This is a genomic window from Tamlana flava, from assembly GCF_041287255.1.
In the GTDB taxonomy this organism is placed as follows: domain Bacteria; phylum Bacteroidota; class Bacteroidia; order Flavobacteriales; family Flavobacteriaceae; genus Tamlana; species Tamlana flava.
This window is the reverse complement of the sequence record NZ_JBGGTX010000001.1, coordinates 29,760-43,904: the sequence shown is the minus strand read 5'-3', so window position 1 is coordinate 43,904 and position 14,145 is coordinate 29,760. Positions and strand designations below refer to the sequence as shown.

General features: G+C 33.2%; 12 protein-coding genes. 3 read left to right on the top strand and 9 right to left on the bottom strand.

The genetic code is table 11. The features are described 5' to 3' along the window. Window positions 1-10: 10 nt before the first annotated feature. The 3 genes from ACB104_RS00145 to ACB104_RS00135 all read right to left on the bottom strand — a co-directional run bounded on the left by ACB104_RS00145 (window position 11) and on the right by ACB104_RS00135 (window position 3,016). Window positions 11-709, bottom strand: a complete 699-nt coding sequence (locus tag ACB104_RS00145; RefSeq protein WP_370476130.1) for an RloB family protein — start codon at window positions 707-709, stop codon at window positions 11-13. Beyond that, window positions 699-2,024, bottom strand: a complete 1,326-nt coding sequence (locus ACB104_RS00140) for an AAA family ATPase (RefSeq protein ID WP_370476128.1) — start codon at window positions 2,022-2,024, stop codon at window positions 699-701. The genes ACB104_RS00145 and ACB104_RS00140 overlap by 11 nt, the downstream gene beginning before the upstream one ends. A gap of 443 nt (window positions 2,025-2,467) precedes the next feature. Then, on the bottom strand, window positions 2,468-3,016 hold the full coding sequence (locus ACB104_RS00135; protein WP_370476126.1) for a hypothetical protein: 549 nt from the start codon (window positions 3,014-3,016) through the stop codon (window positions 2,468-2,470). A gap of 281 nt (window positions 3,017-3,297) precedes the next feature. Here ACB104_RS00135 and ACB104_RS00130 point away from each other — a divergent pair, with 281 nt between their 5' ends. Both ACB104_RS00130 and ACB104_RS00125 read left to right on the top strand, forming a co-directional pair. Then, a complete protein-coding gene (locus ACB104_RS00130; RefSeq protein ID WP_370476125.1) occupies window positions 3,298-4,200 on the top strand; it encodes a DUF6268 family outer membrane beta-barrel protein in 903 nt (300 codons plus the stop codon). A gap of 234 nt (window positions 4,201-4,434) precedes the next feature. Next, entirely contained in the window at window positions 4,435-6,393 is a 1,959-nt protein-coding gene (locus tag ACB104_RS00125; RefSeq protein ID WP_370476123.1) for a T9SS type A sorting domain-containing protein, read from the top strand. A 276-nt stretch (window positions 6,394-6,669) separates the two neighbouring features. Here the strand turns inward: ACB104_RS00125 and ACB104_RS00120 are convergent, their stop codons facing one another. The 4 genes from ACB104_RS00120 to ACB104_RS00105 form a co-directional block, all read right to left on the bottom strand. Further along, the gene (locus tag ACB104_RS00120; RefSeq protein ID WP_370476121.1) at window positions 6,670-7,881 is read right to left on the bottom strand and encodes a hypothetical protein; all 1,212 of its coding nucleotides are present in this window, start codon (window positions 7,879-7,881) and stop codon (window positions 6,670-6,672) included. Further along, complete coding sequence (locus tag ACB104_RS00115) at window positions 7,865-10,582, bottom strand: DUF2339 domain-containing protein (RefSeq protein WP_370476120.1); 2,718 nt, start codon at window positions 10,580-10,582, stop codon at window positions 7,865-7,867. The genes ACB104_RS00120 and ACB104_RS00115 overlap by 17 nt, the downstream gene beginning before the upstream one ends. Window positions 10,583-10,759: 177 nt before the next feature. Further along, window positions 10,760-11,386: a dioxygenase family protein gene (locus ACB104_RS00110; RefSeq protein ID WP_370476119.1), complete on the bottom strand. Its 627-nt coding sequence runs from the start codon at window positions 11,384-11,386 to the stop codon at window positions 10,760-10,762. Between the two features lie 227 nt (window positions 11,387-11,613). Next, on the bottom strand, window positions 11,614-12,156 hold the full coding sequence (locus ACB104_RS00105) for a DUF4251 domain-containing protein (protein WP_370476117.1): 543 nt from the start codon (window positions 12,154-12,156) through the stop codon (window positions 11,614-11,616). A gap of 121 nt (window positions 12,157-12,277) precedes the next feature. On the opposite strand from ACB104_RS00105, the gene ACB104_RS00100 reads away from it, so the two are divergent. Then, a complete protein-coding gene (locus tag ACB104_RS00100) occupies window positions 12,278-13,102 on the top strand; it encodes a DUF1853 family protein (protein ID WP_370476116.1) in 825 nt (274 codons plus the stop codon). A gap of 21 nt (window positions 13,103-13,123) precedes the next feature. Here the strand turns inward: ACB104_RS00100 and ACB104_RS00095 are convergent, their stop codons facing one another. Then, window positions 13,124-13,510: a hypothetical protein gene (locus tag ACB104_RS00095; protein ID WP_370476115.1), complete on the bottom strand. Its 387-nt coding sequence runs from the start codon at window positions 13,508-13,510 to the stop codon at window positions 13,124-13,126. Between the two features lie 151 nt (window positions 13,511-13,661). After that, complete coding sequence (locus ACB104_RS00090; protein WP_370476113.1) at window positions 13,662-14,081, bottom strand: OsmC family protein; 420 nt, start codon at window positions 14,079-14,081, stop codon at window positions 13,662-13,664. Between the last annotated feature and the right edge of the window lie 64 nt (window positions 14,082-14,145).

The window sequence follows — 14,145 nt, the reverse complement described above, 5'->3', positions numbered from 1 at the left end:
TTGGTGCTTTTTAAACATATCTTAACAACTCCTGTACTAATTTAAAAACAGTTGTTGTTGATTCTTCTTTAGAAGGATTCGAATGATTATGTTGATTATAGTTTCTTTCTGCTCTTCTTATGGCTAAATCTACTCTTTTTTCATCGGTTTTTTCATCAAAATCGTCTAACAATTCAAAAAAATCTTCATCAATTAATTTACTTTTTTTACCGTCATATAAGACCTTAAAAGGTTTGATTAATTCATTTATTTTATCGTTATAATCATCTCGATGCATTCCACCACCCTGGTGGTCATTAAAATGAAGTATCAACCAGTATTCAAAAGCTTGATTAGAATATGCAATTCCGAAATTATTTGCTTGAGCTATTGCAATCGCATTGTTGAAATCATTATCACTAAAATCATCTTTATCAAAGACACACCAAACTTGTTCATAACTCTTTTCGTTAGCAAGTTGTATAGCTCTATTTACTAGTGTAATAGTGTTGTATCCCTCTCCAACTGGTTTAACAGTCGCTGAAGAAAGCCTGAATTGATTAAAATAAGAAGGTTCAGTGTTTTGTCCCTCGCAAACAATTAAAATCGTAGGCTTTTCTTTTAGAATAGGCATCGCTCTTTCTACGTCAGGCTCAGTCTTCCTTTTTTTCTTTAATTGCTCTATGTGTTTTTTTTTGGCAGCAATTTGTTCCTCTTTTTTATTTTTCATTTTCATACTGAGAAAGAATATTGTTTAAGTTTTCGAAAAAACCTAAAAAAGGAACTGCACCATATTTTCCTCTTATATAGTTATCTTCAAATGATTCAGTTTTTTTAACCTCGTCAGATTTGAAATCTGCAAGAGAATATAGTTTTGCCTCTCCATACTTATTTTTATCTGTAAACCAAATTTGGTCTCTTCTAAAAAGACCAGTACTTAAAAGATTAGTATCGTGTGTGTTAAAAATTAATTGAGCATTTTTTGGATTTAATTCTTTTGAATTGAATAGGGATACAATTTTGCATACTAAATTCGGATGAAGTTTTGAATCTAATTCATCAATTACAAGCGTATAACCATTTTCAATTACATCTAAAATTGGTCCTGTTAAAGCAAAATATTTTCTAGTTCCTGATGATTCATCGTCTTCTAGAGAAAAACTTACATTCCCAATAGACCTTCCCTTTGCGTTATACTTTTTGTGTGTTGTTAGCACATCGGAAATATATTCAGCTTTTTCTTCATTGACATCTTGACGAATTTTATCTCTAATTTCTTTAGGCATGTCTTTTGGCAACTTATCAATGTCTAATTTTTGCAATTGAATATCTCTAATGCCTAAATCTGCAGCTTTGAGTAAGTCAAGAATTTTCGCCTTGTGAATAGGGTCCTCTGTTTTACTCATAGTATAACCCTGGTAGCCAGACTCGTTTAGTCCAGAAAGAGCTTTTAATCTTTTAAACCAATCTAGTACATTGATTGAAGTCTTATCATTGAATTGAGCTGCAACTGAAATTAGAAGTGCATTGTCCCTAACTAGCCCTTCCTTTATTACAGCTTTTCCTTTAGAAAAGCTCCTAGAATGAGTATCGAAATGATTATTATCTCTATAAAATAATTCAATTTCTTTGGTCTTTGGTTTATAAAATAACCATTCTGAAACGACTTTATTTTTCGTAGCTTCAAATCCATAACGATATTGTACATCTTTATAGATAAAGATTATCTCAAATTCTGAAGGTTGATTTTCTGTTTCACTACTAAGTTTAAAGGGGTAAACATCAATTTCGTCCCCCTTTTGTCCTTCTTTAGAGCTATTAATTACATAATGTCTCATAAACGCAAATGCATCCATTAACTTACTCTTTCCACTTGCATTTGCTCCATAAACTACAGCACTTTTTAGTAGTCTTAATCCGAACTTATGGTTGTAGCAAATATTTTCATTTTCCCGAGTATCTTTATCGTAATTAGATGCGATAAAACTCAAAACAGCTCTTTCTTTAAAAGTTCGATAGTTTTTTATTGCAAATTGAATTATCATAGTTCAAACTTTTTTGTACAGGCACAAAAATAGCATTTATATTTCAATAAATTACAAAATAAGATTAGTTTTAATTTAATTTTAAGTAAAAAACAACTTTATTTTACAAAATTAGCATTTTGTGATTACTTGCGGTTACTTGATTAAATAAACATTTAGTGGATAAATATTTTATCAAAAAGAAGGTGTAATGTGAGTTTATGATAATTTTTAATTGACAACATCAATAAAATGCTTATCAATATTGGTTTGTTGTCTTATGGTATAAATTCAATATAACTTACATATTTATCAAAAAAATACAAACAATTCCCTACTTTTTATAGTTTAAGAATAAATGATATAGAAACAGATTATTTATTAATCTGTGAAATCATCAAAGTAAATTTCTCTATTCTATCAAAAAAATGATTTAAGCCATTTGTTCAAAGCAAACTAGAAACTTAAATGACCCTTTTAATTTCCTCTTTTATCACCTCTAGATTTCTTTTCGTGTAATTCCTATCCAAATCCAAACTCTTTCTCTCATTTTCATATTTTTCCTCAAAATTATCAATGATCTTGATGTAAGCGTTACATTGGTTTTTCAGTGAATAATTTTTATGTAGTTGGCCATGCCTTTTCATAATGTAAAGTGTCTCCAATGATATTGAGATACATGAGCTTATTTTTGAAAACACGATGGAATTTTGGCAGCCGCCTATATTGTCGAACATCCAGTTGAACTGCCTGTTGAAATCCGTAAAGCATTGATTGACCTTTGAGACCTCAATGCATGACAGGTCAAAATAGAAAGTCCTGTATAGGGCGTATATCTGGGCATTGTAGGAGTTCAAAATCTTCACATTGTCCAATAGTACCATTTTGTATGTACTCAGGTATTTCCTTAAAAAAGTCTTGCTATGGTGCTTTAGCCACTCGCCTCCTCCCAGATAAATGGTGTGCTTCTCTTTGTACTCTGATAGGGTAATGCTGATTTTCAACTGTTTCATTTTGATACGGCTTATCAAAATGTCTAGAAACTATAGGTCGGATTCGCTTTTGTGTAATTTTTCTGATGTGTGAGGAACTTTTAGGGGTAATTGCCATTTTTTCAATTTAACCCCTATAAACACTGGGTTTTACCATTTACTATATATATATTATAGTACATATATTTATTTTTGTTATTTATGGCAAAGGCGCCTTTGGCGCTTATTAGTTTATATAAGATATGACGCATAGCACCATGCATTGTTAAATTGCTTACATTGTAAGCTATTAGAAACTATACATGAAATATATATCGCTCGTTGTATTTGGATTTGTGTATTTTCAAGGTTTGACACAAAACCATTTTGATATCGCCAAGATAAGCTACGCCAATTCTCCCTGGAACGATTTTGAAGTTTCTGAAGCGGAAACAAACATTGAAGAATTAGCGTTTGAAATTAATTTTCCAATAGTGATTAATGAAAAAAATATTTTGCTTGCTGGACTTTTTGCCAATGAAACCAAAGTAAGCCTGGATGCTAATTTGGCAAATAATAGCTTAAATGTTTTAGGGTTAAACCTTGGAATTAATAAAACACTAAGCGAATCATGGTCTACTACTTTTATGGTGTTTTCTAAAATAGCTTCTGATGAGATTAAGATTTCTAAAAACAACCATCAAATAGCATTTTTTTCTTTATTTACCAAAAAGAAGCGTTCCGATTTAAATTACAGATTCGGCGTGTATGCCAATACCGAGAAATATGGGCTGATTGTAGTGCCTATTTTTGGTATATATTATTTGAGTAATAACAAGAAATTTGAGGCCAATTTAAACTTACCAATTACTGGAGACCTTAGTTATCGACTAAATAAAAAAGCTTGGGCAGGTATGCGGTTTGATGGCCTTGGAACTACTTATAACTTAACTGAACAGAACTATAGCACTCGTGGGGCTTATGTTTCTAAAACCTCAAATGAATTGGTTGGATATTTTAGATATAGGTTAAGCAAATCTCTGTACGTAGATGCTAAAACTGGCTATGCCATTGTTAGAAATTATAAGGTTTTTGATTCTGAGGATAAAATAGATTTAGCTATAGCTTCTATTTACTTGGGTGACAACAGAACACAACTAAATGAGCGCTTTAAAGACGGAGTCATTTTTAAAATTGAGCTCATATATCGGCTTCACTTTGATTGAGCTTTGCGATTAACTTAATACTCCCAATAGTAGAAATCTATAATGATACTATGCAAATTTCAAATTCCATTTGATTCAAAGCAACTATAAATGCTAATATTATTGTCCAAAATTAAAGGAAATACTGTATAAACCTTTCGAGATAATTTTATTAAAAATCTATGTTGAATTCCTGATAATTATCATGGTTTAATCTTGATAGACTTTTTATCTTATTTGTCTTAAATCATAGTCATGAAAGGTCTTGACTTAAAATTAACTGGATTCGTAATACTGGCTTTTTTATTTTTAAGCTTTGTAGTGCGCGATGAGCCTTTTTATTATATTCCGACCACGATAGACGATTTTCATTTACCTGGATCACAACCTTTTCAATCAGGAACTTTTGTCTCTTCCCGGCAATGTGATAATTGTCATGGCGAATATGATTTTGAAACCGAGCCTGCATTTACATGGCGAGGAAGTATGATGGCACATAGTATGAGAGACCCATTATTTGAAGCATCCATGGTAATAGCTAATCAAGATGCTCAATTTTCAGGTGATTTGTGCCTACGCTGCCACTCCCCTGGCGGATGGCTTGAAGGGCGTTCTACTCCTACCGATGGCTCTGCACTTACGGCCATTGACCGTGAAGGTGTGCAATGTCATGTTTGCCATAAAATGATGGATCCCCTGAGTAATGACCTCAACGATTTGGCGTACATAAATACGTTGACGGATAAACCTCAAGTACACGGTAATGGTATGTTTGTGATTGATGAACAAGATGTACGTCGCGGGCCGTACAATGATATAACCCAAGTAAACCATGATGTCCAATATTCTGCATTCCATACTAAATCAGAAATGTGTGCCACTTGCCATGACGTTAGTAACCCTGTTTATTCTAAGCAACCTGATGGTACATATTTGCCTAATGATTTAGGTACTTCGGCAACATCATTCGACACATACGACATGTTTCCTGTTGAACGCACTTATAGTGAATGGAAAATGAGCGCGTATAACTCACCTCAAGGAATTCCTTCGGATGCTTTTGGTGGTAATTTGGAAAATGTTATTTCTTGTCAAGACTGTCATATGAAAGAAGTTAATGGAAAAGGTGTCAATAAAAATTATGCACCAGTTCGTCTTGACTTGGGACAACATGATCTAACCGGTGGAAATACTTTTATCCCATTATTGATAAAAGAGAAGTATAGCAATGATTCTTATATAGACCCTGATGCAATTGACGCTGGCATTTTAAGGGCACGCTATATGCTACAAAATGCCGCAACACTAAACTTAAATGCGTACGCTGAAGAAAATGGCTTTGAAGTCAAGGTTAAAATAATAAATGAAACAGGTCATAAACTACCGTCAGGCTATCCTGAAGGCAGACGTATGTGGATTAATTTAGTGGCCTATGATATAGATGATAATATCGTATATGAATCGGGAGCATATAATCATAGCACAGGTGTTTTAGACATGAATAACACTAAAATATATGAAGCAAAATTAGGAATGAGTCCGGAAATAGCTGCTTTTGCTAATGATATCAATAATGGCTATTACATATATAATGCTGGAGAATCTTTTCATTTTGCTCTAAACAATATGGTTGTAAAAGATAACAGGATTCCCCCACGCGGATTTACAAATGCTAATTTTGAAGCTGTTCAGGCTGCTCCCGTGGCATATAGTTACGAAGATGGGGCCTATTTTGACACAACAGAATATATAGTTCCGAAGAATACTTATAGGATAGTTGCTAAATTATATTATCAAACTGTTTCAAAAGAATATATAGAATTTTTAAGAGATTATAATTATACGAATACTCTAGGGGAACAATTATACAATCTATGGGATTCTCATGGTAAATCCAGCCCTGAGTTAATGAGAGAAGCTGAATTTACAACTAGTACTTTAAATATGACTTTGAATAAGACGTTAGACAACGAAATTATGGTATTTCCAAATCCGGCATCTGAAGCAATAAATATTAAAATAATTCCTAACGACGTAACAAAGGTTTCCGTTGATTTCTATTCCTTAACCGGAAAGAAGATACGCTCAATGAATACCATTAACATAACGGGTCAAAACGTAAAAATACCTGTAAATAATTTACGGCCTGGTATGTATATTATCAAAATCAAATTGAAAGGCTCTTATATAAGTAAGTTATTAATTATAAACTAGCTATACCAAAATTCTATCATTGTAAATATAGTTTCTACTCTGTTTATGTCCAAAACAATAGTTTAAGGAAAACATTGGGAGATTCATGAACACCAAAATATTAAAATGAAAATTTGTCAATAAAACTCATGTTGCCCTTCGACCGTACCCAGGATAAACTTCACAGCTGAACATTATTGCACTAATGTATATGTTTATAATTAAGTGAGATGTTGACGTTTAATTGTAAGATTGAATATTTCTTAACTTCTAAACCTTGATAAAGCGATTGTTTAATTAATTCTTCATGTCCCTTAGTAAACTGAAAGCAAAGTATAAAATCATAATAGCAGCCAAAATAATGCAGCACCACATAAACCAAGATTTCTCCCAAAATGAACTCATCAGGTTTTCTTTTATAGACTTTGAGTAAACTAAAGCCCTGATTTGTGCTATTGGAAAATCATGTATTGCCGTGTTGGTAACATCAGAAATATCGTAGTCTGGAAAATTTAACGTGTCGTTTCCAGCCGTTACCAAATACTTTTCATTGTTTTTTAGGTTGGCTATAACATATAAAGGGTTTTGCAGTAAATGTATACCGCTAATCTCCAATTTGGGGTTATCTCCATTGTTAATCTTTAAATAAATTTCTTTTTCATTACAATTAGTAATATTAAAAATCTGGGGTTCATCAGATCGAATCGAGAAAGTTGATAATTGTTTGCGGTAAGTTTCCATTTTTTGCTTAACCTCGCGTTGTCTTATGGTATATAAGGTAGCATCTCGGTTATATAAATCTGGAGCGGTAATGTCCAATTTTATTTGATTAATTTCTACTGTCCTTTCAAAACGTATATGTATTTCGGTATGGCGCTCTTTCTCTTCAAATGCTATATCCTGCACTGGAATGTTTTCCATTAATACTGGTAACATTTGTGTAGTTGTAGTACCTATTTTTAAAAGATTTACAGGTAATGAATGTTCGTCATTAAAAACAATTTTGAGATATTGATAAGCGCATAAAGGAAAGGAAATAACCTTGTAAATACGAGTTTGGGTGGGGTGGCTTAATTGATTTAATTGTCCGCTATTAACAATGCCAAACCACTCTTTTTGATTATTGCTGCCTTCTAGTCTGTACCTTTTACTTCCTTTATAGTTCGCTATTAAAAGTACCGCTTGTTCAATGGTTTTATACGGATTTTTAAATACGTATGTGGCCGTGCTATCTGCAATATTGCTACTTGATATAATGGGAAATTCCTCAAAATTTGATAGCACAGTATTTTCATTGGATGATGTTACAAAATAAGGGACTTGAGAGCCTTGGGAATCCCAAATTCTAAAATCCTGTAAACCGCTTTTAGAATATGACCTTACGCCATGAGGAATGTGTATGCGATACAAACCATCTGCGTTTACATGAATTTCTCCTTTCACTTTGAACTCCTGGGCAAATGTTATGCCCGCCCATAGCATGACTAATAGGCTAATCGATTTTATCATTCTTGGGGATTTTTTTATCGTCATCAATTACTAAAACTTTAATTTTTTGATATACAAACGAAATAATTAAAATGAGTATACCCAATAAAATAAAAGCCACGATCTTTCCTGTTTCTGACACGTTGCTTATATCGTACACAAATAGTTTAACAATGGTAAGACCTAATAAAGTCAGTGCAATGATTCGCAATTGCTTTATTTGCTTTTTAATGCCCCAAAGCAAAAGTATAAAAGCTATGACTCCCCATAAAACCGGAAGCCCTGCTTTTATTATTTTATATCTTGCCGAATCTATGATATGATACACAGACACATAGTCATTGCCTAACCGGTCCATATCTAAAGAGAAATCCATTAAATGTAGGCCTTGCAATACTAATTCAGTACTTGCCAAGACGACTAGCACAAAAACAGCACTCCATATAGCCAATTCATGCCCAAGAATAGAAAATACTTTTTGCGCTTTGTTTGTATTATAAACCAAATACCAAAAATATCCAATTAAGAATAAGGACAGCATGTGTATATAATAAGCCAAATGAACAGCTGATCCGGATAAAATATTTTCTTGATGCTCTGAAAAAGCAAATTCTGCCAAAATAAATGCAAACACCAAAATATTGGTTATGGTAATAATGTTGATGATTTTGTCATTCTTAATACTTCTTTTTCCAAATAGTATGAAACATACTACCGCTGAAAAAAGAAAATGGTAAAAGAGTGACATAGAGGCAAATGCATCGAATGCAAAATGTACCGAAGATTGATGGCCAACCTCAAAGAGGCCCACTAAATATCCTATGATGATCGCTGATATTTTGGTTATTTTTCTATACTCAACGGGGCTAAATACCAATCCAAATTTTGAAAATTTTTCGGTTTCTTGGCGCAATAAATAACCAACAGCTACTAAAGAGGCCACTACCATAATACCCCCAATAAAAGTTGGATTTATTACTACAGCCAAGTCTGTGCTTGAAATAGCATAGTTTGTCCAGTCCATTATCAAACTTACCACCATTAAAAAATGCACTAACACGGCTGCAAAACGATAACTTTTTATTTCTGATTTTTGTGATAACCACATAAGTAATACGGCTTCAATGGCCCAGAAAATAGTGATGTTATTTCCTGAAAACTGTACAGGGATGGCTAGTGTAATGAATGTTAGGCTTAAACCTATTAATAAATACACTGCCGTTTTATCCAAACCAAATTTCTTGTAAAAAAGAAAAGAATACCCCATGTTTAACAATGCCAAAAAGGTAGTGAAGAGTCCGGAATAGTTTGGTGCAAATTCTGATAATACCAGCATCCCTATTCCATAAAACACAAAGTTATTAATGGCCAAAATAGCGAGTTGCATCTTTGTGAAAACACCTTTGGTACGCAGATTATTTATAATATTAGTGATGATGAAAATGATGTAGAAGATGAAGCCGAAAATTAAAGCTCCCAGATAATGCGGATTACTTTGCCAAGTTTCCTGAACTACCCAACTTACAAATAAGAGCATAGTAAATATAAAGGCTAGAATGTTTACCAAGTGCCATTTTTTAAAATAGGCCAAGGTTAAAATCCCCATATTCAAAATAGCGATAAAAGTAAATAGCACAATATAATTTCCGCTACCGGTGCTCACCATAAAAGGCACTAAAAAACCACCAATAAGTGATAATATGGCCAATTCCATTCTATCATATGAAAGCGAAATTAAGCTGCTGAAAGCCGTTATGACCACCATAATGGTAAAAGCAACCTCCTGCCCAAATAATTTGTATTCATGAAAAGCGATGGCAGTGGTAAAGTAAAAAATGGCTATTGCGCCAGCAACTAAAACAGAGCTAAATGGCGCATATTTTTTCCGTAATTTATGGGCTATGAACAATACTAAGCTTCCAGATAAAACACCGATACCTACACGTGCAGGCTCATTAATCCAATTTTTATCTATGGCAAATTTCACAAAATAGCTAATTCCCAATACTAAAATTAAAATTCCTATTTTGTTGATTAAGTTTTCACCAACAAATTTTTCAAGATCAGGATTACGCTGTTTGAATTTTTCCCAAATAGAAAGTGTAGGCTCTTGCGCTGGTTCTTTTTTAGGTGCCGCTGACATAACAGTTTTAGAAGAATCTGAAACGGGAACTGGTTGGATGGGAGTTTCCTTTTTAGTTTCCGATTTGGTTGAAGCTGATTTATCAGATTGTTTGTCCTTTGCGTAATAGTTGATATCCTTTAAAATGGCACTTATAAATTCGGTATCTGTTTTTTCTTTGACTTGTTTGATATTTAATACTTCCATCATTTTATTACGAAGCTTTATCAAAGTGTTGGTGTCGTTTGAGTCTTTAGCTGTTGTAAATATGTCTTTAATGAGGTTTATGTCTTTTTTAGATAATTTAGTAACGCTTGGATAGTTTGGAATATACTGTTCTTCGGGTTCTTTAAAAACAGCAGAAGCCGTTTTTAATGGAGCATCAATAGCAGGTTCAACTGTAGTTTGTTGTAAATCTTCTTTAATATTTTTCTTTTCAACGCTTCTAGTTTCCTGATTGGTTTTTAAGAGATAATGGAGGTTATTTAGCTTTTCATTGAGATTGTTAATTTCTCGTTTTAAATAATAACTGTCTTTAGTATGTTTGGAATTTTGGAAGAATAATAAGATTATTACGATAATTAAAAGAACATATTCCATGATGATTTTGGCCGGTTAGTTAGTTAGGTGTCTATTATGTGAGACATATGCAATATAGCGTTTAATTTGAAAGTAATTCTAAACATTTTATAATGCATTTAATAAGTTCGTTTTCTTAAATAAAAAACGCCAAAATTCAATATGAACTTTGGCGTTTTAAAATCAAGTATTAATTAACTAGTATTCCGCAGCTATTTCTTTTCCAAGTATGATATCTCGTTGGGCTACAAACAAACCTTCTTTTTTATCCAATTTAAGGATGCGGTTTGGGTTTGTGGCCTCTATCCTTTCACGGCACTTGTCTTTTAACAATGGATCATTATCAAAAACAAAGCTTTCAATGGCGTATTCTGGTTTGCCAGGTTCTTTTAAAACAGGCAGTATTTGTCTTAATTCATTACCATAAATATATGACCCCGGCACGAAGGTGTAAAAAGTGTATTTACCATCGGCATCGGTGCGTATCCAACCTCGGTGGTGCACGTAGCGTTTTTTGTTTTCGCGTTTTAGTTCAAAATTACCATCTTCATCGGCTTGGTGGATGAACAACAATACATTTTGTGCTGGTGTAACGCCATCACTTTCGTAAATGGTTCCTGTAATTTTTAATTTGGTAGTTCGTAAGGCAAAATCCGGAATGGTATCTACATTATTTAAATGCTTTTCGGAATAATCGTAAATAGGACTTCGCTTTTTATAATTAGAAGGAACTTCTTCTTGTGAACTAGCAGTTTCTTGAGCACTTAACGTATAAAAATCACTCAGAAAAATAACTAAAACTAAAAGGGTCAATAACTGTTTCATGGGGCGTTATGTATTTAATTCATTCAAAACTAAATAACTAAGTCGTTACTGTTTAAAAAAATCGTTTGAACCCTAATTTTTCACGATGAATAGATAAACAGCACGGAATTTAAAGGGGTGTCTGTTGAGAAATGGCCAGACTTTGCTCAACAATACACTATCACTAAAACCTATTTAATTCAGTTTTCTTTAAACTATAAATTTATTGAAGTATTATTTATCAAATTCTATTCTGTTTTTACAACATCTCCCGAATAGCCAATAGGAAAGCGCGAGCCACTATTCAGCAACATATCACTTTTTAATCCTGGAGTAATACTAAGGTAAACCCTGAAGTTTTCCCGGCCGCTTTTTGCATTGAAAACAAATTTGTAACCATTGTTTTTGGTCTTTTCAATGGTTAAATCTTCCATGAGACCCTTAAACTCAATAGCATTGTCCCTTCCTCCATAATCTATTTGCATTTGGCGTTCACCAAAATAGGGCAAATAGGAAAAAACGCTGTCGCCTTTTACCCTTAAAAAGTTGGTATTGCCGACTAAACTGATGTTACCCGCTGTATTGCCCGGCAACATTAATCCTGAATTAACAATCTGTTGCATGGCTCTAGTAGCCTGTGGATGGGCCCAATCGGATTCAATTGTGAACTGTCTGCTGTCTATTAATTCATTTAAAGTTTGCAACTGAGCTTCTGTGGGTTGGCTTTTTGAGCTGCCACATGCCCAAAGCATTAAAATTATACCAGCATATACAATGATTTTCTTATTCATCATGCCAAAATTATACTAGCATAAATTACAAAATATCTAACAATTATAAATTGGATTTAACCATTTTTTAAGTTGAAATGTTTAATCCATTTTTTGAGAAATTGATGTATTTTCGTTTAGCATGAATGCTAAATCAAAACACATAAAATTGCAGTTTCAGGGTTTTTTGAAGACTCCTATTCTTTGGAAAATTCATGATGTGATGGGTTTAAAACAATTAGAGCTTCCAAAAATGGATGATTTTGTTTTTGATGAACCATTGGACACTAATTTACGCTTGGGAAAACGAGTGGAACGTTTTGTTAGCGCCGAATTAAAACGGCATAAGGATATCTCCAATTGTTGTGAAAATCTCCAAATTCAACAGGAAAAAATCACATTAGGGGAACTCGATTGTATTTTAAAATGGCATGACTGCCCTATCCATTTAGAGATTGTTTTTAAGTTTTATTTATACGATGACCGCGTTGGAACCACTGAATTTGAACATTGGATTGGCCCAAACCGAAACGATACCCTAATTAAAAAACTGAATAAATTATGCGATAAGCAGTTACCTTTACTGTATAATGCCTCAACCAAATATATTTTGGATGATTTGAATTTGAACGCATCGCAAATTCAGCAACGGGTTTATTTTAAGGCACAGCTGTTTTTGCCTTATAGAAGTGAAACCCTAAAGTTTTCGCTGTTAAACAAGGAATGTTTAAAAGGCTTTTATGTGCACTTTTCTGAATTACGGCAATTTGAAGATTGTAAATTTTATATTCCGAGTAAAGTCAATTGGCTTATGGAAGTGCAAACCCAAACAGATTGGATGGCCTATGCCCTATTCCATGAAAAAATAGAGGAATTGATGAAAAACAAAGTTTCTTCCCTGTGCTGGATAAAATTCCCTAATGGAAACACCCAAAAGTTTTTTGTTGTATGGTGGGATGAAACCTGAGTTAAAATGGTTCATAATATATTACTTCCCTTCACCTTGAAAATTTTCACTTTCTGTTATATCCAAAGGCTGAATTTCGGGTTTGATTTTTTTATATAAATTAAACTGCGGACGTGTCAGGATATTAGCCATTTCGCCTGTTTCGGTTATTCGAAGTTTGTATATTAAATTGAGCATTTCCGTTCCTTTAAAGTTTGTCCTTATCTTTTTTTCTCGAATTAAAAACTCCTCTACCTTTTTTTGAAATAATAAAGGTTGTTCTCCATTTAAGGCCAGTTGTTTGTTATAAGTTTTAGTTATCTTTTGGGCAAATTGCTCAATTGTTCTGTCATTTTTCTGCAAAAAAGGGTCTTGAGCTTGCAGTTGAAAAGCCAAAAACATGGCTATCATAATTGTTGTTACTTTCATATTGGATTTCTTTTTAAAGGGTTACATCTATAAAATAGCAATTATGCCGCCCAATTCCAATTATTCGTGGGGTGTATTTTATTGATAAAAAAAATCGGAAGCAAAAACACCTCCGATTTATAAAAATTAGAATATTAGACTTAAACCATAGTTAAACCAAACTTACTCTTAACTCAATATTTGCCTTCAAAAGCTTTGATATTGGGCAAACATTCTTGGCATTGGTTGCTATTTCCTTAAACTTATCTAAGTCAATTTTTGGCACATCGCCGGTTAAATCCAGTAAGACGTTGGTTACATTTCCATCTTCAAAAGTAACCGTGGCATCCACATTTAAACTATTCGGTGTAAAGCCTGCTTCACCCAATAAAAAACTCAATTGCATGGCGAAACAACCCGAATGGGCTGCCCCAACTAATTCTTCAGGATTGGTGCCTTTTTCTCCATTTTCAAATCTGGTATGAAATGAATATTGTGTATTTTCGAGTACCTTACTGGCTGTAGTTAAAGTCCCTTTTCCTTCTTTTCCGCTCCCTTTCCAGTTAGCGTTTGCTTTTCTTGTAAATTTCATCTGTTAATTTTTATTTATTAAGTTATATTTTGTTCAGACGTAATGTCCAAATAATCGTCGGTTT